Source organism: Mesorhizobium sp. M0491 (genome assembly GCF_040321265.1).
GTDB lineage: Bacteria > Pseudomonadota > Alphaproteobacteria > Rhizobiales > Rhizobiaceae > Mesorhizobium.
In genome coordinates this window covers 90,646-111,115 of the sequence record NZ_JAMYRE010000020.1, presented here as the reverse complement: position 1 = coordinate 111,115, position 20,470 = coordinate 90,646, and the positions used below count along the sequence as shown (strand labels likewise).

Here is a 20,470-nt window from a genome sequence, read left to right as displayed (position 1 = left end):
CTCCCGGGCGATATCTACGATAAGCTGCCTTGCAACACACGATCGTTCCCAATCGCATGGACCGTCCAGCGCGCACTCCGGAAGCGCGTTGAGGCCCCAATCTCGACGCGGCACGACTGCCCTGCTTGACATGAGCGATGCAGGCGCGCAGATCGCCGATTGTTAAGGCATCACGTCCGTCGACCATTTTCGCAAGGTCGCGGAGCGCCCCTGATCATTATATGTTCGCTGCGATGTCACAGGGGGAGTTAGCCAGCGTGGCCAGATCGAAGAACTGATGCGGCGGGGCACCAATCGGGCTCGAGACGAGCGCCTGGCGGTCGCGCGCTACCGCAAGCGCGCCAGGCGAGGCGTGAGTGTGTTGGTGCATGACATTGAGCCGCAGTCAAAGAGGATGCGGGACGCCGATCGAGACCGGTTCCAGACAGCGGTGTCTGAACAGATGGCGACCTTCTCGCGGGCACCGTTCAATGGACCCGTCGCGCTGAAGATCGACCTAGCGACCACCAGCCGAACTGCGCCGCAGGCGCACACGATCGCGAAGAACCTGCTGGATCTCCTCGGGAAACGGCGGGCGGGGGTGCCGGGAATGCGTCGGCACCTCCTCTACAAGAACGATGCTCAGATCCAGGCGCTCTCCGTCAGCTGCCGGCACGGCGAAGATTATCCGATGATCCATGTGGCCGGCCGGCCCTTGTCGGCGCTGCTCGACGATATGGAGCTTGCGGCCGAAGCGATCCGTGTCGACGAGATGGAGAATTATGGAGACGTCTACCGGTGGGACCAAGAGGAAGAGGCTATGGAGGATCTTCGCAACCTGATCCGCGATGAGCGTGGGCAGCGCGAGCGGCTGGGTGACGACTTCTACGACGCGTACTTCAAGATGCTTCGCTGGAGCGCGCAACGCGCTCTGCTCGGGTGTAGCGGCATCGACATCCCTGTCCTCGGTTGGATGTACGGGCGTCCGGAAGGGTCGACGCCGATTCTGCCGCCCGATCAATGGGCGCTGCTGATCGGCCGGTCCAAGCTGCGCCTTCAGCTGGGCGACCTTCCGATCACCCCGGGCAGCTCAGGGGCCTTCAAGCGCAGGGTTGAGGAAGAGATCGCAGCCTTCAAGCAGCGGTGGGACTGGGTCATCAGTCCGCTGGTGATCGCCGTCGCTCTCCAGGTGGTGGTACGTCCGAGCGCAGCGACCCCCGCAGCAGTGCTTCACGACCTGGACAACATCGTCCGCGATTACCTCCTGCCCCGGATCATCCCGTCATTCGGCACGGTGACCGATCATCGTTGGACGATCGACTTCGACGAACTGCGCCGACGTGATCCCGTTCTCGCGGACCGATGGGGTCCGAACCCAACGCCGCCTCCGGGCACGAAACAGGGTGTGACGCGGTACGAGGCGTGGCGGCTTCCACCGGTCGAGGGCGGACCCGGTTTCGTCAGCGTCGCGCTCGTAGCGGATATGGACGGACGCGGCGATACGTTCGACCGTATCGACGAGTGCTCGCGCAAGTGGGCTGACGCACAGTCGAGCACGTCTGGTAAGCGACAGCGATGGTGATGATCCGGGACAAGGACGACAAGCTTGGTTGATTTGTTCTGTCTCGGGCCCGGCCATGGATCGCGGTCTATGAGACCTTCGCCGACCCAAACTTCGTCGGCGAGTACGCGCGGGAGCCGGATACACGCTTCTGGGGGATGTATGTCGCCTGCCGGCTGCTCGATCCCGGCAAGACGCTTCTGCCAACTGCAGGTTCACATGCCGAGGCGACCGGGCACTACGTCAACCACATATTCCTCAGCGATACGGTGGACGGTGTAGTGAAGTGTGCGCCGACATAGTGTCTGAACCATAGTGCTACACGTTGACGGCTGCTCTTAGGATAATTAACCGATCATCGGAGCGGCCGAACTGAGGCTGCCGTTCAGACCGTAGAGAACTCGGGAGGAGATGCTGACGCCCGCGGAATACGTGCCAGAAGTCGATGCCTTCCGCACTATCAAAAGCCGAATCTAGTATCCTACTTTGTCCATAAGCACCCGCAACTCGGGCTGAGGCGCGACCCAGAAAGTTCGAAAAGCTTCCAGGAAACCCCAGCCCAAACTGGATGCCTTCTAGGCAGCCTTGCTCCGCGACCATTTTCGGTCGGCGCTTATCTCCCGTTTCTCCCAAGTTGAGCAGCGTCCGGGGATCTATGATCGACGTACCGATGACGCCAGCCTGGATGAGAAGCCATCAACTGTAGTCGACCCTTTGGGCGTCTGCTTCCTCCTAACCGCCGGAGGAGAAGCCGCAACACGAGGAATGGGCGGAGAACGTATCCAGACCCTCAATCGCCTGGGGCGGGTTCATGATTCGCTGAGCGATCGGATCGTCTCTCAGCGCCGGATCCGACGCGACAGCCAATTTCAACGCATTTACCGTATCCTTGGGAAGAAGGATCTCTAAGCTGCCGCCCGGGCCGTTTTTGTCCAACCAATCGCGAAAAACCTGTTCCTTGCCATGTCTGCGATACATATCGAGAACTTGAAATATATCCCGCGCCGCAAACGACACAGGCTCGTCAGCCGTCATGAACGTGACAAGATTGCGTGGATCCGATTGGTCGGACATGGAGATACCTTCCTAGTTAGTGTTTATCTGGACAACCGTCTGAAAAGCCTTTCTCGCAATCGAGCGGTCAACAGCGCGCGCGGCGTTTAGTGAAGTTGGGTCACCCGTTGCTGACAAGAACTGCCCCTCGTATTGGCCTCGGGCGTCCCGGAAATCACTGTTAGCAGACTCGGGTATCGACAAGCCGATGATAACTTTATGCGTGTCGATGCGCTTTGTTTCCGCAACAAGTCCTGCCTCTGCGAGCCGGAAGCTGCGTTCTGGCAGGGGATTGAACACCACCTTCGGGGAGGCCGTCCCGCTAATCGTCGTTTCGAAATTCAGGGTCTCAGTAATAGTCGGTGCACTTCCTGTTGCGTCTTTCTTAGCTGCCAAGTTGCCGAGCAGGCTTAGGTAGACAAAATTGTGCAGCATGCCCTCGACGCCTATTTGACCCGCGATCGGGTAAATGTAGTTGGGTCCGACGATCTTGCCTCGACAGCCCCCGTAGGGCGGATGAGCGATTAAGTTATCAACTTTGTCAGTGACGGTAAATTCTCGCGTGTTCTGACGGGAACGATCCAAACTGGCATCAACTCCGAGCTCGAACAATCTTGCGGGAAATTTATCGAGAAACGATGTAGATGCCGATAATTGGTTGTCCAATTTCATATCAAGTTCAAAGTTGTACGCGATACCACTTGACCAAAATAGAGACACCAGTTTTCTGGCATTGCCGGTAAGCGCCGAGGGGGAGAAGCGAGTAATTTCGTCGGGAGAGGCCTTCAGTTGGCGTCCGATTTGCCGCGAAGGATCGTCGACCCCCTCCCCGCCAGTCAAATAGTCGACAAGAGTATTGCGAATGCTCTGGCGCATTTCACAACGGATTTGATTCACGATTCCAAACGTATCAACGCCCGTCACCTCTTCCGGCAACGGTCTTATAGCACATCCGGAAACCATAGTTTGTGCTGCTATGACAGCCGTCAATATCCTTTTCAAGATAACGCCCGCCCTTGATTCGCCCTACATGATTGAATGAGGCATCAGGACATCTTATGGGCTCAGGAAACACTCTCTCTCTTTCTTTTCCACAGAACAGTTTGCTATACTGGCGATCAGGCTATCGATGTTCCATTCTGGCAGACGACGAAGTATGGGATAAAAATTGACCCATTGACATGCGAAAGCCCCGACCTACCGTTCGCATCTGGCATTCACACCGACATGCGCAAAGGGCACGATGGCCTCGCCACGCTGATCCAAGAACATCTGAAGAAGGATCTTCTCGGGGCATCCGTTCGTGTTCCGCGGCAAGAATACCTCGCTCCTGAAGATCCCTTTTGGGATGGCACGGGGCTTTGCCTGTTCACCAAGCGAATCGACCGTGGAAACTTCTGGTGGCCGGGTTGGCGGAGCCAGGTGGCTAGGTGCCGCTGTCGCCGGCGCAACTCGCGACGCTGCTCGAAGCGATCGATTGGCGTACGCCGCAGCGCTTCTGGCGACCGCATCTGGCCAGGTGAAATTCGCAGCAAAGACGCAGCAAATCGAGGGAAGTTGCTGCTCAGACACGGCTGATGTCGTCGAGGATCGCGACGGTGAGATCGAGCGTCTTCACTCGATCATCAAGCAGCTGCAGCGCGCGCAGGTCGGCTACCGTTCTGTGAATCGGCTTGGAAAATTGGAGGCGCCGATCGGGAGGGAGTTTTGGAAACCGTTTTACAGGGTAGCTGGCCTGCAGCGATCGTCACCACGGCAAGTTTGAGACTCGGCGCGGTCGCTAAAAAAGCAGTGGCTTGCCGGCTATCTCAACGAGGTCAACGAGGTCCGAAAGATCCGACCGTTGGGGATTGGTAGCAATAGTGCCCGAGGCGATAGGAACCTCGACACCGAGCTCTCTCCTAAACACTTGGGCGTCTGCCTCCACACTGACTCCGATGCGGCCGATTCTCAGTACCTTGAAACCACTTTGTTTCAATACGTCCGCAGCCAGTTTCATCCGCACTGGCTGGGAGCCAGTTTGTCCCGGCGGCATTCGAACACGTACCGTGGCCCTCGTTTTCATGACCAGTCACCTTTCATGGCGACCAAGCATACACGGTTGTCAGCCATATGGCAGGCGATTGGTTATCAAACTTGTGCGAGGGCTTTGGCCGCGTCGACGAGACCGTATCCAACCGCGTTGTTGGGCTGGCCTACGGCCGGGAATCCCATTGCATTGCGTCCTTGAGAAATCGGTGTGCATGACCCGGTAAGCATGGCTTTGACTTCGCTGGGCGACAGGGTGCGCCCCTTTGCCTTGGCTCGCTCAAGCATCAAAGCGACAACCCCAGCAATTTGCGGTGTCGCCGAGCTCGTCCCTGATGCGCCGACCCATCCGTCATCGGGAAGCGTACCGTCGCCGGCAGGATAATCGGCGCCTCCTAAGTCTCGGTCCATTTCGTTTGCGGGCTGGGTTGGCATCATGATGTAGATGGCTCGGGGGGTCTGGCCGCATAATCCCGCTACATCCGGCACTCTCCGATTCAAGAACATACCGCTCATATAGCCGCTGGCATAGTTACTTGCCTCCAACCCGAAATTCTCGTCACTGTAAACGCCCCCCACGGAAATCACGTCGGGCTCACTGCCCGGCCACGCATAGTGGCCGTTTCCTGACGCGAAGAGCACAATTTTGCCTTCGGCAATGACATCCAGAAGGGACGCTTGGAGGATCGGAAAGACCTGCTCTCGGTCATAGCCCCATGAGCAGCTTATGATATCGGCTCCCTGATCGGCAGCATCCTCGATTGCATCCTGCGGGGGGTCGGTGTGCTGGAAGCCTAACACCTCCGCACCGGGAGCGACCGCAAAGACGTTGTAAGTGATTGCCGTGCCGTGCCCCTCCACGTCGATGTGCGGGCGCGGGGCTGAGTTCGTCTTTACCGGCGTCAGCGCGAGCTTGTTTTTTGTGTAGTAAGGGTGCGGAAAAAAGCCTGTGTCGACGACCGCCACGCGGACACCCGCCCCTGAGACACCTTTAGGCACATTTAGCAGCTTGCGGATCGCAGCTTCATTGAGTGAATGGAATTTTGCATTGGGCGCTTTTGCACTGGGTTGCGCGAAGAACAGAGGAGGAGGAATGAACACCAAGTGATCAACGCCATCGGCTACTTTGCTGGAAACACTCAATGACTTTTCGGGCGCCAGAAACAAATCTTGCGGGCTTGGCTTCCAAAAGCTCTCAGCGAACATCCGAGTTGAGCGCAATGGGGACTGCTGCGGGCTGGCCTGCACGACCAGTTTTTGCCCGATAATTTCCTGAACAACATGGGCCGGACCGCGCATCGAAACGGAGAAGCGGCCGCGCCGCACAACCGTGCAGCCGACGGCCTCAAGTTTTTCGAGCGCACGTTCCCGTTCCTCTGGAAGCGGTCGAAAGGCATCGATATTGCCGGAAGTCAGTAGGCCAATCTGTGCTTGAATGGGCTCACCGCTTTTCGTCGAGGTTGCGACGCTGAACGGCACCTCCTCTGCCAAACGGGCGATGCGCTCAGCCAACGGCTTGGAGGTTTTGACGATCGGCTCGAGACCCACTCCGAATGACAATACCTTAGGCGTGGGCCACGTGCGCACACGACGCACCACAATCTTTGCCTTACCGATCGTTGTTCGCGAAATTTTGCGCGCTGCCATACCAGCCCCCAAGGTTCTTGTTAAGATCACTCGCCGAGCGCCGGCGGTGCCACCGCCTAAGTTGTCAGCGCCCCTGCCCGTCTGGAGACGCCAGCTTTCTCAGGGTGGGGTAGAACTGCACCCACACATTGTCCTTGCTCGCATGGGCCTTGTGACAGTTGGCGCACGCGACATCCGGAAAAGCCGGAGCTGATGGCAGGACCATGGCGCCGTTGTTGAAAACATAGTAGGCCCATGCGGACCCGCTGGGCTGCCTGCCAGGTCTGCTTAAATCCTTAACCGCGACCTGAAGGCCCCGGAAGTCGCCGTTGTATTGTCCTGCGGCCAGGACGCCTTTGGGTTCTCGGTCCGCGGCGGCGAATATTTCCATAACCAGGGTCGTGGGATCCGCGAACTCTCCGGTTTCTACAAAGACCTTGTAGGCGTGGGGATCGAGGTAGACATTGTGGAACAGTGCTTCGACCGCGCGCTCGGCCTCAAGCGAAGTCATGGCGGCAAGATTGTTCTTGTAGGACAAGCCCAGGTTAGAGCCCACAAAGACCCAAGTGTCGAATCCTTCAGGAACCTTAAGCTGCCCATTCTCCTCGTAGGTCGGTGTAAACTCCGAGGGGTCGGCGGCAACGGGACTTGCCATGCTTAGCAACAGAACGCCGAGCACAGCGGAACGGGCGGGTGAACCCTTACCGCTCATCTTAGCTTCGCTCCACAACATGTGAGCCCGCGGCGTCCTCCACGACCACCGAAGCAACGGTTGTCGACAAGATTTGCTCCTTGATCGTGGTTGGGAAAGGGGTTCCCGCCTGGCCAGCCGGCAGCGGCTCCGTTACCAGTCGGTATCGCCGCGTCTCGATGGTTGGATCGGTGAAGTCAAACCAGGCCCTCGAACTCACATCGTCAAGCGTCGCATTGCAGCTCAAGGCCAGGTTTGGACCAACTTGCCGGAGCTTATAGTTTGATCCAGCTGCCAAGGTGAGCTTCTTGCATCCCTCAGCCGTCCATCGCTCGAAGACAGCGATCCACTCGTCCGGCCAAGGCCCTCCTGTCATTCGGGTGGGCATGGGCGTGGCGTTGGTGAGCTCGACAAGAATCTCCTCAGCGTGCGCGCATACAAAATCATAATTCCAAAGGTCTATCGGATCCGGTCCGATGCGTTTGGGCAGCATGTGTGCCCAGTCGATCACCCGAAACATCGGCCGAATATGCAGTTCAAATACCGGCGTCCGGGCCATCTACCGCTCCTCAATCTCAAGGCGCTGGATGAGATTTGAGATCGAAGCAAGGCGGTCATTGACCGAGTCCTGAAGGTTGACGCGCTCGGCGGGCGGTACAAGGGGTAGCGCCGAGGTGACGACCGTCAACTGCCAGCCGTCCAAGAGATCCCGGCCATTCGCCTTGCTCAGATCGACATATACGCTCGCGCCGCCATGGTGGCCGTGTCCTGCGCGACCCTTCCAAATCACAAGGCGGTCAATCAAGAAGCCGTCGCGTTCTGAGGATGGACCGCCGGCTAATGGGTCAAAGCCCGCGGGATGAACATAGACCAGGATTTCGTAGCTCGCCTCAAGAGACGGCGACACACCGACCAGCTTGAGCAACCGCCTCGCGCCCTCCTTGGTTGGGGCGGCCACGCTAGTCGTCATCGCGCGCAGGCCAACTCGATCGGGCGACAGCGCGTTGGTTGTTCGGGTTCCTGCCATCTGTATTTCGGCCTCGCCATCCGCCGCGAAATCGAACTCATACAGGTAACCCAAATCCATCGTCGCGACGATCATTTGGTTGACGGTTCGACTCTCCGGTTCAACCCACACGGTAGCCGCGCCATTCTGGGCAGTTTGGCTATTAAGTCGCTGCCAGCGAGCCCAGGTAAGGTCGATGAAACTGTGGAAGGACCAGAAGATCGGGTCCTCGGCTGCAGTTCCAGGATCGCCCATTGTGGGGCCGATCGTACCATGCATGGTGTTGTGGGCATGAAGCTCAAGATAGCCGTAGCTCGGTGCCGGCTTTGCGTCCCCTGCAAACAGATTCCAGTCGTCTTCATTTATCGCGACGGCAATATCGGCGGGATCCCATTGTGCCGGTCCCGCGTCAACACCCCACCGGCCAGCATGAAACAGCGGCGAAGCCGTATCTTCGAATGCTTTCGGAAAGCGTTTGCCCGAGGCGTTTTCCTGCCAGTTCCAATATGGGAGGGTAATGTTCGAGGTACGAGGAGGATCCGATGCACGTAGGAGATCCTCAAAGAGCAGCAGGTGAATGCGGTGCCAAGGTAGGAATTCCTCGCTCCCATGTTCGCACGAACCAACCGTGCCGTCCGGATGAGTGCGATCCGCGTTGTGAAGTGCGGCTTGATAGTCGTACCCGGCGGGATCATTCGGATTGACCTCGCTCCGCTTCCGGAGAATCGAAATCGCATAGCCGTAATCAGCGACTTCCTGCGGTGTCAGCTGATCGATGTTTTTCCTCGTGCGCGTTTCGCCCGCCACGGCGCGCGAGTGGAGTGCATTGAAGAGCCATGGGCCAGTGAGGCTTCCGCAGGTGAGAACGCTGAGTACTGACCGTCGGCTAAGCATTGCTTCCCCCTTGGGTACTCCGAAAACCGGACGATGGATGAACCGTCTAAAACACGGCCTGTCACAGCTTACTGTCGGCGGCGTGACTCGGGCGTGACAGCCCCGGTAGCGGAATGATTGTCGTCTGATTGCCGGTCCGCAGCTGCCGCCGGTTATGAAAAGGTAGTGCAGAGTTCGCCGGGCTACGGAAGAGAATTCCTTCGCTGGCCCAATCGGGCGAACCTTCAGCCGCCGGACTATGCAGGCGCGTTTTGCTCAAGCCGGGGAGCGCCTTGGAATTAGTCGGCAACCCGTGCCAGCGACTTGTCACGCCCGAGTCACGGCGCTGCGGCTACGCTTCAATCCACTTACGCGAACTGCAGGGGGGTCAGCCCGGGTTCGTCGCAAAAGACTGGAGTGCACGAAGGCCCACGCAGCATTTGTTCGCGTGGCAGTGGGTGCTTCTGATGAGTAGCGAGGAGAATTGACAGCCCAATCGGAGAGCAGACGCCATGTCGTCGTCCTTCTACCTTCCAATTCTCGGCACAATCTTATTCTGTATTCCGTCCCTTGCATTTGCCGAGACAAATATTCGTCTGGCAAGCTGGAACATCGCCAATTTCCATCACCACGTCGACGTGGAACTTCGCGAAGGAATTGGTACAAAGCGCCAACAAGCCGATTTCGAGGCGTTAAAGCGTTACGCTGAAGGACTGGCCGCTGACGTAGTCGCACTGCAAGAGGTCGGAACCCAGGAGGCGGTTGCTCGCCTGTTCCCCGCGTCCGAATATCAGACTTTCATTGAGTCTCGATATGTCGAGGACACGCAGGCCGCAGCCTCGAAGGATATTCACGCAGCTGTCGTCGTTCGCAAGCGAGATGACATTAAAGTCCTTGAGCAAAGGGACATCCTCGGCCTTCAGATTGCCGATGTTGATGAAGACGGAGGCACTCACTACACGCGACGCGGCACGGCTTTGAAATTGGACGTGTTTGGGACTTCGGTCTGGGTGGTCTCGGTCCACCTAAAGTCGAGCTGTTCAACGCAGGCCGCGCCCGATCAGAGCACCGATACGGATTGCTTGATCTTCTGGCAGCAGCGGCTCCCGTTGAAGGAATTCATCGACGAGCGAGTTGCGGAGCACACGGCCTTCATCATCGCCGGTGACTTCAACCGGCGTTTCCGCCAGTTTAATTTCCAGGATCCGATGTGGCGTTTTCTAAATGGCGAGAACCTCGATGAGCCGCTTCTCGTAGCGTATCCGGAGACCGTCACAAGGAAGTGCCCAACGCGACTTGGTGCAAGCACCCAGCCAATTGACTGGATCGTGATGGACGCGAAGGTATCGGACTGGTTCAAAGAAGGCTCGTATCGGGTAACGCGCTCCAAATTCGCCGATGTAAGCGCCGCCGGTGGGCAAGGGAGCGATCGGTTAAGTGATCACTGCCCAATCCAGATTGATCTCGTCCTCCCCTAGGCACAGCGCGCAAGCGAAAACGCCAGCCATGACCAGTGATCAACGGGATCGGATTGAGAGAATGCAGATGTACGACGCCTTATCCTCAAGCCGGAGCGAACATAGTGTCGTCGAAGCGCTCGCAGTCTACTGAGGTGGCTAGCCGCGCCCAGCCGCAAATTTTGAGCCAGGGTGGGCATGTTTCAAGGACGCAGTTTCGACATGATGCTCGGCTGAAGAAACAGGCTGTTTTTTTGCGAATAGCCGCGGATAGGGGGTTAGTGGCGAAAAGCCTTGCGTCAAATCGTGCCATGACATCCCGAACGACGTTTCGATTGCTACAGAATGCGAACCTCGTTGGGATCGGATACGGTGCGAAGGAGACAGCCGGGAAGATCACCGGTGACCTAGCCGTCCGGGTTTATGTTAGACGAAAAATTCCCCTGGCTGATCTCGCACTCGATCAGAAAATCCCTCGGTTTGTCGCCGGAATAGCGACTGATGTGATCCCGATCGGCCAGCCGCGCTTTCATTCCAGGCCTGCGCATCTCGGCATCGGAATCAGCCACGTGCGAGGCAAGGCAGGCTCCCTGGGCTGCTTGGTACGAAAGCCCGGCGATGAGGCCTGGTACATACTTTCGGCGTGTCATGTTTTGGCGCTGTCCGGCGCCGGTGAGATTGGTGACTTGATCGTCGAGCCGCCTGCACCGTCGGCAACTTCGACACGGCTTGCTGTTCTGGCTGATTTCGAGCCTCTCCAGATAGGCGACGAGCCGAACAGGTTCGATGCGGCGGTCGCTCGTTTGGACCATCTAGCCGACGTCACCAACATGATCCCGGCGATCGGTGAGCCGCAATGGCCTCTTATGGAGCCCTTGCTCTATCAAAGCGTACGCAAGCACGGCGCAACCTCGCTGCACACGGTCGGGGTGGTGTTGGACACCCAAGCCGAAGGGCTGATCGTCTCCGGTGGACAATCATATGCATTCGCCGATGTCGTTTTCGTCGGTGGCGCTGAGAAGGCCTTCTCTCTCGGAGGAGACTCCGGTGCGCTCGTCGTCGACGCGATGTCGCGGCGGGCTGTTGGACTTGTCGTCGGTGGTACCGCGCGAGGCACGTTCATAAGCCCGCTGAAGGCAGTTTTTCGCCGATTCGGTTTGGAGGCACCAACATCGACGCCAGTCGTCTAACAAGGAGGACAGTTCATGCCCCTGGGCAATATATTCATTTGCACTTCCATCAGGCTGTCCGCCGCCTGTCTGCTATCCGTCTTCGCGGCTGGTATTTCCCGAGCGGAGGAGATTTCGGCCGGACATCCTCGCAGTCAACTCAATGGACACGCCTTCCAGCTCAAACAGTTCCAGGTGGAGGGCGGTAGCGAGCAGGCTGCGATCGCATACTACAAGGATGTGATTTCGAAGCAGCTTTTTCCGGGGCAGCCAACTGATGCGATCCTATCTACGTCTATCGCCGATCTGCTTGCATATTTTGGTCATACGAACGTCAAGTCGAGCGATCTTCACGCCCTTACCTCGCAGCAGTTGATGGCGCTCGGCTCGAATGATGAAATCCTGGCGATCCGTTTTTTTGCGCCGAAAATCACTGATGTCGCGGAAAAGCCAACCGATCCTCCGGCCGGCGGTTTCGGCTGGCGCAAGCTGGTCAGGTTCAAGGCGAAGGCGGGGTCGCCGGCCGACTCGAACGGTATTGGAACGCTTTATGTCCTGCAGAATACGTTTGAGGCAACCGCAACCGGCGACCCGTTCGATCCCGACCGGAATGTCTCCAAATTCAACCAGGTCATCATCACACGCAAACTCGGCAGCGGCCCGTACACTGGCGACAAGCGGCCCACTTTCTTCATGACTTATGGTCCGTTCGTTAAGCTCGATTCAGCCGGCAAACCGGAAAAGATCGATGGCGCCTTTCAAGAAAACGGACCGATCATCTTCAATCTCAAAGCGACGTTCGATGAGGACGACCGGGATCCCGAAACCAATTCGGCCGCGCAAGAATACTTCGTCGCGGATTCCTGTCAGCAGTGTCACGGCGGGTTCTCTCAAGTGAGAGGAAAGCTGAATTTCCTCGACACCGATCATTGGTTCGACCGTGTGCTGCCGGAATATGGGCTGACCGACTCAAAATTTAACGAGGAGGATTTCACGTCACTGGCGCAATCGCCGTTCGGCCTTCTCTACGACGGCGGCAAGGACACCGCCGCGCCGGAATTTGCATCGGCGTTCGACGCCATCAGGAAGTTCAACGAGGAAGTAAAAGCACAGAATACCGAGGTTGGGGGAGGCAACAATTTTCAGCTTAACGCAGTCACGAAATGGCTTGAACTGCATGGGCCGGGAGCATCCGGAATAAACCGAGTCCCGCCAGCTGGGCGAGGCTTCGGTACCGACCCCTGGAACCCGGCCCGCGAAGAGGATCGCAAGCTCGTCTACTACCTCAACCGATACTGTTATCGGTGTCACAGCTCGGTCAGCTACAACGTGTTTGACCGGGCGGCCGTCGCGCAGAGAGTCGCCGGCATCAACGAGCGAGCCGTGGATGTCGGTGACTCCGGATTCTGGATGCCTCAGGACAGAATTTTCCCCGGTCTTGCCATAAACCAGGGTGTCCCGGAAGCCACGGAGGATCTTCGCGAGTTCCTGGATCTCCTCAATGGAATGCAGTGATCGGTCGCATGACGTCGACCAAACCTCAACTTCGAAGGGAGGAGCGTTGCTATGCCGTATCGAATCTATCCAGCGATAGGAATTGCCAGGCTCGGAAACGACCTCGACAGGTTCTATGTCGGCCCGGAACGACCCGGCCATCGCGGCGTCGAAATCGACGCTGCGGGGGTGGAGACGGCCGTCACCGAATACAAAGTCGACGCAGATCAGGTCAAAAGACAGGCGGCAAGGTTCAGGTTGTTCGAACTGCCGCCCGATGGCGGAGCACCTCAGCCTGCGCAACTCGCCGCTGGCTCGACCGTCGAGTGGACCGTGCACCTGGCAAACAGGAAAGCTGCAGTACAGCGGCCGGACGGCCCTCCCTCACAGCCGCTTCGACCACAGCTCATTGCAAATGCAAGTCAGCTGCTCGTTGACCCGGGCAGCCGTTCGATCACTGGCGCCAGCGCCTTAGCGGTTCGCTTCAATACGGGCGAGTACAAAGGACGACGCGTGCCACTCGGTGAGTTACGGACGGATAAGGACCAAAACCTGCTGGTCTGTGGCGGGTTCGGTTTTTCTTCCTCGCCGACCAACGCACCGCTCCCAAGTTTTTATACAAATCCGGGCTGGCACGACGACACATCGGATGGGTTCGTGAAGGCAAAAATCCGGCGTGCCGACGGCAGTTTTGACGAGGATGTCGAGGGGGCATGGGTGATTGTCGGACCGCCGGACTATGCGCCCGAAGTCCAGGGTGTCGTCACGCTGTACGATATCCTTGCCGATGTCGGCCACGCGAACTTCGGCGTTCCCGCACCGGCCCAAATCTCATTTACAAACCACATTTTTCCGATGCTGCTGAGGACCAGGCGGCTGCAATGGGTTAATTCGGACCCGAACTGGAGCGAAGTCAGCGAAGATTGGGCCGCGCTGGGCAACAACACAGCCGCGGCTGCGGCGCTGCGCAGTGAAAACGCTGACCATGTTCGCGATATCGAAGGCCTGCTGCAACGCTATCGCCTAACGAGCTTGCAAAACCAGGCTTTGGATCAATGGGTACTCGGAAATTTCGCTTCGGACTGGGTTGGGTTACCACAGGTTCCAGCTGGTTTGATGGCGGACGGACTGACACGGGCGGCGCTCGACGGTACTATTGGCCGGGGATTCTATCCTGGCATCGAGGGGGGTATCCTCCTGACTGACCCAACGATCTATCGGGTTCCCTTCGACTACCGAATCGACCAAGCTCAGCTGGCGCCCGGCGACCTGACTGCGCACATGGCGCTGCCCTGGCAGGCGGATTTCTTCGACTGTCGTGGTAACTGGTGGCCATCGCAGCGCCCCGATACCGTGCGAATTTCCGCATCGTCTCCGGCTACGTTGCAGTGGGCGCGCGGGGTCACCAGCCACCTTGACATGGTGCACAACTTCTCAAAATTGGGATTCGTCACTGCGCAAGTGGATCCGGCAGGCAACACCGTGTTCGTCGAGACCCAGCGATCCGATCCAAACCTGTTCGCATGAGCAGAGAGCCGGAACTCGACCTCGATGCCCTGATCATCGGTGGCGGCCCGGCCGGCAGTGCCTGCGCAAATCGGCTGGCACGAGGCGGAGCTCGCGTCGCCATCGTCGAGGCAACGGATTATTCGGCCTTCCGTATCGGAGAAGTCATAGACTCTTCAGCCCAGTCGCACCTGTCATCTCTCGGTCTTGAAGCGCTGGAAACCCAAGCGTGGGCGTCTCGCTGCAGCGGCGTCATGGCCAAGTGGGGAAGCTTGGCGAGCGAACCGCGGGTCCCGATGCTGAAGCTCCAAGGTCGGAGCTACCGTCTGGATCGCAATCGGTTCGACCAAGCTTTGTTCAATTCAGCGGAGCAGGCTGGTGCAGCAGGATTTACGCGCAGCAGGGTAACAAATCTCGAAATCGACCAGGGCAAATGGAAATTTGCGCTGCAATCCAGCGAAGGCCTGGCTCAGGGTCGAACAGAATGGATAGTGGCCGCTACCGGCCGAAATCGCCGGGCTCCCGGTACTCCGTCGCAGTCCAAACACCGGCTGGACCGACTTATCGCAATCGCGATGATCGGCGGGGGCGAGAACTCGGAGGCGCATATCTTGCAAGAAGCACTGCATCTTCAAGCCGCGTCGAGCGGCTGGTGGTATTCGATAACAACTCCCAGCGGTCGTATCGTCGTGGTTTTTTTGACCGACGCCGACCTGCTCCCCGCCGGAAAACGAGCACAGTCCGAGTTCATGCTGACCCAATTGTGTCAGGTTGCGCTGCCGGTGCTTACAACGAAGATCGCCGAGACATGCTTGATGGAGTACAGGTGGTCTGGGTTTGGCGCGGGATCGGGCATCCGAACTATCGGAATGGCGCAAAATTGGATAGCTACTGGTGACGCGCTCACGGCCTATGATCCGCTTTGCGGCAAGGGAATAGCATGCGCGCTTGGATCGGGCATTGAAACAGCCGATTTGATACTGGATTCCAGCTCACACGACGGCACGGCACGGTCGAAGTGGGCGGATCGCGTCATGCGGCAATACAATACGCATGCAGTTGAACGACTCGCCAACTACGGGCTGGAGCGCAGATTTTCCAAATCGACGTTCTGGCGACGCCGGCAAGACTGATTTGTGGTGTGCAACGCTTGCGGGATGCGGCAGGGGCGCGACTTGTGGCAGGCTGAGCAAAGTCGCGGGTGTCGGTCGCACCCAAATCCCCCATACCGGTAATGTGCTGAGAGTTCTGCAAATTCGCTGAGAGGGGGCGGTCATGGCAGGCTGGTGATTGTTCACGTCACCTGATTCCCGCGAAGGAACGCCACCATGACCAAGACTGAAGTTAAGACCGCCAGCGCTGCCGTCAAAGACATTCTGCTTTCGAACCCGGATGGATTGCACGAAGTGCTCCGTGCGGTGATGCAGGAGGTGCTTGAGGCCGAGATGGAGGAGGCGCTGGGTGCCTCGAAGAGCGAGCGCACGCCCGAACGGCTTGGCTATCGCTCGGGCTATTACGGCCGTACCCTTGTGACGCGGGTCGGCAAGCTCGAGCTGCGGGTTCCGCAGGACCGTGCCGGGCGCTTCTCCACCGAGCTGTTCGAGCGCTACCAGCGTTCCGAGCGGGCCTTGGTGGCGACGCTGGCGGAGATGTATGTGCAGGGCGTGTCGACCCGCAAGGTGAGGCGATCACGGAAGAACTGTGCGGCCATGCCTTCTCGGCCTCGTCGATCTCGGCCATCAACAAGCGGCTGGACGAGAGCCTCGCTGCCTTTGCCAGGCGCCCCCTTCAAGAGCCGTTTCCTTACCTCATCCTCGATGCGCCTACGAGAAGGTGCGTGAAGCCGGTGTTGTCATGAGCCAGGCGGTGCTGATCGCGGTCGGTATCGACTGGGACGGAAGGCGCCAGATCCTGGCCGTGGAGATGGCCAATCGCGAGAGCCGCTCGGCCTGGAGGGACTTCCTCGTCGGCCTCAAGGCGCGCGGCCTCAAGGGCGTCGAGTTGGTTGTGTCCGACGATCACGCCGGCCTGGTGGCAGCGATCGGCGAGGTGATCCCCGAAGCCGCCTGGCAACGCTGCTACGTGCACTTCCTCAGGAACGCGCTCGATCATCTGCCGAGGAAGCACGGCGACGACTGCCTGCAGGAATTGCGCTGGCTCTACGACCGGCGCGATCTCGCGGAGGCCAGGGCTGATCTTGCCGCATGGCTTGCCAAATGGTCGGCACGCTATCCGCGCCTGACAGGCTGGGCCGAGGATGCCATCGAACAAACCCTGACCTTCTTCAGGCTGCCGAGACAGCACCACAAGCATCTCAAATCCACCAACATGCTGGAGCGGCTCAACGAGGAATCCGCCGGCGCACCTATGTCGTGCGCATCTTCCCCAACACCGAAAGCTGCCTGCGCCTGGTCAGGGCGTTGGCCGTCGAGACCAATGAAAACTGGATGGAGGCCAACCGATACATCAACATGGACGACCTGCGCGAGCACAAGAAGCTCGCTCTGCGCCAAGCCGCATGGCCAGCATCATGGCTGCCCCATTTTGCAGAACTTGACGCACACAACCCCCATACCCAACACATTGCAGGTCTCAGCCAATGTGGCGAGCATGGCCATTTGCTTCGGCTTGGCTGTTTGGCTTGTCCGCGAAACCGCGTTGTTTGACGCGAGCCGATTGAAACGCGACATTCCCTACGGAAGTTTGAGGTAACTGCCTGTCACGCTTTGATCCACATTTCCCTAACGCGGGACAAGTGTTCGACGCGGACGCCCTTTGAATGTTCGCAGCAAGCGGATTCCTGAGTCAGGGGAAATGAATGCATATACGTGCCGCCGCATTCATCCGTTCAGCGCGCACACGACAATGTTTGGTTGACACGGACTACCCCAGTTTGCCGCAAACACATGCAGTCGGAAAACGCGAGGTCGGTGCACGTCAGCCGGTCAATACGAGCGCTGTCGCCCAGTCCAATCGATCAGCGGATTGCGGTTGCCTTGCATTTCGGAAATAGCTGCGTTGCGATGCAACTCCCATTCGTCTGGCGCTTCGGTCGTATGCCAAGCCAGCAATGTCTTGAACCTCCCGCCATCGTAGCGCCGGCCGATAATGCCCGGATAGCGCAGCATGAAATAGAGCGTCGCGCGCGCGACCGCGCCCTTGCCACCCTTTGGCTCGAATGTCTCCTCTTCAACACGGCCGCAGTCTTGCATCGTCCGTTCAAGTGTGTGCTGCACGAGGGGGCAGTTTGATCGGAAGCTGTTGCATCGTGTTTCCCAGGAGAACAGGTGATGCAGATCGCCGCGCATCGGCTCCTTCTTCTCGAACCAGCTTTGTGGCACCACGTGCTCGCAATTGTACGGGAACCGGCTTCGATCGTCGCCTCCAGCCCGGATGACTCCAACAAACCTCGCTCAAGCAGCGCTTTTTTGGCTTCGAGCCGGTGGCGTTCGACTTCGATGTCCGCTTGAATGAAGATTTCGGGATCGGCTTCGAAGCCGGAGTAGATGCCGCGAAATTTGCCGTTCCGCCTTAGATTGACCAAGGGTAGACGTACTTGGAGGGCTGGTAGTTCAGTGGCCTGGTGTGCGTCTGCGCAAGAAGCTCGATGACAGCCTCCGTGAAGTTTGGCAGTTCTGGCCTGACTCTCCCCCAATAGGCCTCTTTCGCAACCTTGTCCGCAGCGCTGTCGTAGTACGGCCGGTCAATGACATGCGGTGCAACGGAAGACCGAGCTGGCGTCTCTAGCCCTCGCCAAAGACGAGCACGCTCGTTGTCGGTGAGCTGGGAAGCAACCTTGGTATCCACGAGTTGAGGCGTCGATCCACCCGAAAGCCTGACAAGGATCGGCCTGTGGTCCGATATCTCCAGAACCTCTCCATCGTCCGGTCGAGTGCGATGATCATAAAATCGTCGTCGCTTGGCACCAGATTTGGCGATAGGAAAAGGTGGTCGATGAGGGATTTGAAAGGCGCCTTGATATACGTGATTTGATTGTCAGCCGCATCCTTGGCAGTCAGCGGCACCAAGCCGGCACCAAGCAAATCATTCAAGTCCCCCGACTCGAGCGACGCGTTTGCGTCGCCCCCGATCAACCAATCGGTATCGTGGCTCTCGTCATTAGCGAGTTCGGCTACAGCCGCAGCCAGCAGCCGCGACGCCATGCGGCGGCGCAGCTTCCCTCGTCCTTTGCCTTGAGGTGGATTGGGACGAGATTGAAACGTGACGCTGCACCGGCCAGCCTGGTGTTGACCTGAAAGAGAGCCGGAAACCTGTCGAATACTTTGCCATGCACCGCTTCGAGGCCGAGCGAACCGAAATCCCGGCTGGAAACATTAAACCAACGGTGGACTTTCTCGGGCCAGGCTAGCTGCGAGACCTCGACTGTCGCCGAATTCCACATGACAGTCGTGATTTGCAGCTCTGGTGCCGCGTCTTGGCTCGCGAATACTCGCCAGGTTAACACATTGTATTTTTCGGCGAGGTGTCGGGCCAAAGCATCAGTCGCTTCCTGGCTCGATTCGACGAAAACCCAGATGTCGAGATTCATCTCGACGACTATCCGCGCGACGCTGTCGAGCTTCTCCTCCCACCGCCTGTTGAACCACTCGATATTCCAGAAGCCGATGTCGACGTCCTGATCCTCGCCGGAATATGCACTGACGACCCGCTCCATTCCACCGTTGCCGGAAACAGTCCTGCCAAGTGAGCCGAAGAACCCCATGAGTTCGTCAGCGCCGCGAAACAGCGTCATAAGTTGTCGAGCATTCTTGTCGCCATTTTGAGAATCCTGTTCGATGGCGGTTGCAAGCGCCGAGAATTTGATACCCTCATTCGACTTTTCTTGCGCCGCGTGGTGAAGCGCCACCGGCTCCCCCGAGCTTCCCGCCTAGGTGTCCGATTCGTAACGAACGACACGAGCATCCTGCCAAGTTACTGTGTTGTCCCTGATGGCGACTTCCTTCAGCCGGCCACTCGGGTGCTGAATGATATTTAGCTTGTCCTTGTCGCCAACGCTGAACGTTTGCCGCAACAGCGACATGTGGCTGAAGGTTGTGCCGGGGTCACCGTCCACCGCGACAAACATGGCGTCAAGCCCACCGCTTCCATCCTCGGCTACTACTGGGCTTGTCCAAAACAACTTGTCCGGCCGTAGCCTGACAGTTGACACTTGTCGCACGCTACCGTCGGGAAGTGCGGCGAAGTCAAACAAACCTCGGCTCCGCGCCGCGACGTCGCGGTTGTTGATGACATCATGGTTTGTGCAGAGAATTCCCGGCGCGACAAGAAAGCCCGTGCCACTCCACGAGCCAGAATTGCCCTCGTAGTCGATACCCGAAGCTTCGATCTTGCAGACCGCACATGACCGCGCAGCCCCCTCTTCCAACCAATATGCCGGCCGCAAGTCGTTCCCGAATATTTGCTCAGTTTCTCGAACATCGTGCTCGCCATTTCCGTCAAGCCGTCGAATTTCTTCGGCCGTTTCTGATGGCTGTTTCAATCAGCTTTGGGTCCTGGGCGAGGTTGTCCAACCCCCAGTTCTTGCTTGTGGCCACGCTTTTCGCCGCGGCCACAAGCGGCTGTACCATTTTTTGCTTCCGTGAAATGTTCTCATTGCTGCCCGACATTGTCCCTGCCCTCTGATAGCGGTGAATGGAGATGCTGGCTGCCATCATCGGCGACCAAACGTGGCTCGATTTGCTTGTTCACAACTCGGTGGTTGAGGGGCGTATCCGCCTTCCGCAATCTTCATGAGCGCTTCGAAATGAAACTCGAAATGCATCCAATCCCGATTCAGCAATAGCCCGTGCGAATGAACCCTGTCTCCTCCATCGTGCGAGCGAACCCGCGATTTCACGGTCACCGGCTTTCGTGGTCGCGATGTTCGATTTGCGCTTCGGGGCATCATTTTGAGGTGCCGCCGTCACATTACGGCGACTTGCGTTTTCATTTCGCCCCAAATTGCAATCAGCAAGCGCGTCGCGCCGGCCGTCATGTAGGCGTGAGAACCGCGCTTGCTACCAAAAG

The 20,470-nt window shown here is 58.2% G+C and carries 17 protein-coding genes and 1 pseudogene; 8 read left to right on the top strand and 10 right to left on the bottom strand.

Features of this window, described 5'->3' with window-relative positions:
• Nucleotides 1–277: 277 nt before the first annotated feature.
• Nucleotides 278–1,561, top strand: a complete 1,284-nt coding sequence (locus NKI69_RS24460) for a RusA family crossover junction endodeoxyribonuclease (protein WP_050592024.1) — start codon at nt 278–280, stop codon at nt 1,559–1,561.
• A gap of 711 nt (nt 1,562–2,272) precedes the next feature.
• Here the strand turns inward: NKI69_RS24460 and NKI69_RS24455 are convergent.
• Nucleotides 2,273–2,614, bottom strand: a complete 342-nt coding sequence (locus tag NKI69_RS24455) for a hypothetical protein (protein ID WP_023685868.1) — start codon at nt 2,612–2,614, stop codon at nt 2,273–2,275.
• 12 nt (nt 2,615–2,626) lie between these two features.
• Nucleotides 2,627–3,583, bottom strand: coding sequence for a Y4kA family protein (locus tag NKI69_RS24450; protein ID WP_352521988.1), 957 nt, complete (start codon nt 3,581–3,583; stop codon nt 2,627–2,629).
• A 48-nt stretch (nt 3,584–3,631) separates the two neighbouring features.
• On the opposite strand from NKI69_RS24450, the gene tnpB reads away from it, so the two are divergent.
• Nucleotides 3,632–4,171: an IS66 family insertion sequence element accessory protein TnpB gene (gene tnpB / locus NKI69_RS24445; RefSeq protein WP_198031560.1), complete on the top strand. Its 540-nt coding sequence runs from the start codon at nt 3,632–3,634 to the stop codon at nt 4,169–4,171.
• 552 nt (nt 4,172–4,723) lie between these two features.
• On the opposite strand, the gene NKI69_RS24440 is transcribed toward tnpB, so the two are convergent.
• The 4 genes from NKI69_RS24440 to NKI69_RS24425 form a co-directional block, all read right to left on the bottom strand.
• Nucleotides 4,724–6,268 carry a S8 family serine peptidase gene (locus NKI69_RS24440; protein ID WP_352722670.1) on the bottom strand — a complete coding sequence of 515 codons (1,545 nt, stop codon included), beginning with the start codon at nt 6,266–6,268 and terminating at the stop codon, nt 4,724–4,726.
• 64 nt (nt 6,269–6,332) lie between these two features.
• On the bottom strand, nt 6,333–6,959 hold the full coding sequence (locus NKI69_RS24435) for a cytochrome P460 family protein (protein ID WP_031204492.1): 627 nt from the start codon (nt 6,957–6,959) through the stop codon (nt 6,333–6,335).
• A gap of 1 nt (nt 6,960) precedes the next feature.
• Nucleotides 6,961–7,497 carry a hypothetical protein gene (locus NKI69_RS24430; RefSeq protein ID WP_023685861.1) on the bottom strand — a complete coding sequence of 179 codons (537 nt, stop codon included), beginning with the start codon at nt 7,495–7,497 and terminating at the stop codon, nt 6,961–6,963.
• Nucleotides 7,498–8,838, bottom strand: coding sequence for a tyrosinase family protein (locus NKI69_RS24425; protein WP_023685860.1), 1,341 nt, complete (start codon nt 8,836–8,838; stop codon nt 7,498–7,500).
• A gap of 491 nt (nt 8,839–9,329) precedes the next feature.
• Here NKI69_RS24425 and NKI69_RS24420 point away from each other — a divergent pair, with 491 nt between their 5' ends.
• From NKI69_RS24420 to NKI69_RS24395, 6 genes and pseudogenes are all read left to right on the top strand, one after another.
• Complete coding sequence (locus NKI69_RS24420; RefSeq protein WP_023685859.1) at nt 9,330–10,295, top strand: endonuclease/exonuclease/phosphatase family protein; 966 nt, start codon at nt 9,330–9,332, stop codon at nt 10,293–10,295.
• Between the two features lie 260 nt (nt 10,296–10,555).
• Nucleotides 10,556–11,464: a chymotrypsin family serine protease gene (locus NKI69_RS24415; RefSeq protein WP_352461186.1), complete on the top strand. Its 909-nt coding sequence runs from the start codon at nt 10,556–10,558 to the stop codon at nt 11,462–11,464.
• Between the two features lie 15 nt (nt 11,465–11,479).
• Nucleotides 11,480–12,958: a hypothetical protein gene (locus tag NKI69_RS24410; protein ID WP_352722669.1), complete on the top strand. Its 1,479-nt coding sequence runs from the start codon at nt 11,480–11,482 to the stop codon at nt 12,956–12,958.
• A 51-nt stretch (nt 12,959–13,009) separates the two neighbouring features.
• On the top strand, nt 13,010–14,464 hold the full coding sequence (locus tag NKI69_RS24405; RefSeq protein WP_352463771.1) for a LodA/GoxA family CTQ-dependent oxidase: 1,455 nt from the start codon (nt 13,010–13,012) through the stop codon (nt 14,462–14,464).
• Nucleotides 14,461–15,576: an NAD(P)/FAD-dependent oxidoreductase gene (locus tag NKI69_RS24400; RefSeq protein WP_023685855.1), complete on the top strand. Its 1,116-nt coding sequence runs from the start codon at nt 14,461–14,463 to the stop codon at nt 15,574–15,576. The genes NKI69_RS24405 and NKI69_RS24400 overlap by 4 nt, the downstream gene beginning before the upstream one ends.
• A 195-nt stretch (nt 15,577–15,771) precedes the next feature.
• A pseudogene (locus NKI69_RS24395) lies at nt 15,772–16,962 on the top strand (IS256 family transposase); the annotation flags it as partial.
• Nucleotides 16,963–17,388: 426 nt separating this feature from the next.
• Here NKI69_RS24395 and NKI69_RS24390 read toward each other — a convergent pair.
• The 4 genes from NKI69_RS24390 to NKI69_RS24375 all read right to left on the bottom strand — a co-directional run bounded on the left by NKI69_RS24390 (nt 17,389) and on the right by NKI69_RS24375 (nt 19,943).
• Nucleotides 17,389–17,838 (bottom strand): endonuclease, encoded by a 450-nt coding sequence (locus NKI69_RS24390; RefSeq protein WP_352722683.1) that lies wholly within the window; start codon nt 17,836–17,838, stop codon nt 17,389–17,391.
• A 348-nt stretch (nt 17,839–18,186) separates the two neighbouring features.
• Nucleotides 18,187–18,606 carry an endonuclease/exonuclease/phosphatase family protein gene (locus tag NKI69_RS24385; RefSeq protein WP_023686018.1) on the bottom strand — a complete coding sequence of 140 codons (420 nt, stop codon included), beginning with the start codon at nt 18,604–18,606 and terminating at the stop codon, nt 18,187–18,189.
• Nucleotides 18,576–19,310: a hypothetical protein gene (locus NKI69_RS24380; RefSeq protein WP_352722668.1), complete on the bottom strand. Its 735-nt coding sequence runs from the start codon at nt 19,308–19,310 to the stop codon at nt 18,576–18,578. The genes NKI69_RS24385 and NKI69_RS24380 overlap by 31 nt, the downstream gene beginning before the upstream one ends.
• 21 nt (nt 19,311–19,331) lie before the next feature.
• Nucleotides 19,332–19,943: a trypsin-like serine peptidase gene (locus tag NKI69_RS24375; protein ID WP_352722667.1), complete on the bottom strand. Its 612-nt coding sequence runs from the start codon at nt 19,941–19,943 to the stop codon at nt 19,332–19,334.
• Between the last annotated feature and the right edge of the window lie 527 nt (nt 19,944–20,470).

What these genes read in the sequence shown, in the direction of transcription:
- NKI69_RS24430 (WP_023685861.1), bottom strand. Translation starts at nt 7,497, where the DNA reads ATGGCCCGGACGCCGGTATTTGAACTGCATATTCGGCCGATGTTTCGG.
- NKI69_RS24385 (WP_023686018.1), bottom strand. Translation starts at nt 18,606, where the DNA reads ATGGCGTCGCGGCTGCTGGCTGCGGCTGTAGCCGAACTCGCTAATGAC.
- tnpB (WP_198031560.1), top strand. Translation starts at nt 3,632, where the DNA reads ATGAGGCATCAGGACATCTTATGGGCTCAGGAAACACTCTCTCTCTTT.
- NKI69_RS24460 (WP_050592024.1), top strand. Translation starts at nt 278, where the DNA reads ATGCGGCGGGGCACCAATCGGGCTCGAGACGAGCGCCTGGCGGTCGCG.
- NKI69_RS24455 (WP_023685868.1), bottom strand. Translation starts at nt 2,614, where the DNA reads ATGTCCGACCAATCGGATCCACGCAATCTTGTCACGTTCATGACGGCT.
- NKI69_RS24405 (WP_352463771.1), top strand. Translation starts at nt 13,010, where the DNA reads ATGCCGTATCGAATCTATCCAGCGATAGGAATTGCCAGGCTCGGAAAC.
- NKI69_RS24420 (WP_023685859.1), top strand. Translation starts at nt 9,330, where the DNA reads ATGTCGTCGTCCTTCTACCTTCCAATTCTCGGCACAATCTTATTCTGT.
- NKI69_RS24400 (WP_023685855.1), top strand. Translation starts at nt 14,461, where the DNA reads ATGAGCAGAGAGCCGGAACTCGACCTCGATGCCCTGATCATCGGTGGC.
- NKI69_RS24435 (WP_031204492.1), bottom strand. Translation starts at nt 6,959, where the DNA reads ATGAGCGGTAAGGGTTCACCCGCCCGTTCCGCTGTGCTCGGCGTTCTG.
- NKI69_RS24410 (WP_352722669.1), top strand. Translation starts at nt 11,480, where the DNA reads ATGCCCCTGGGCAATATATTCATTTGCACTTCCATCAGGCTGTCCGCC.
- NKI69_RS24440 (WP_352722670.1), bottom strand. Translation starts at nt 6,268, where the DNA reads ATGGCAGCGCGCAAAATTTCGCGAACAACGATCGGTAAGGCAAAGATT.
- NKI69_RS24425 (WP_023685860.1), bottom strand. Translation starts at nt 8,838, where the DNA reads ATGCTTAGCCGACGGTCAGTACTCAGCGTTCTCACCTGCGGAAGCCTC.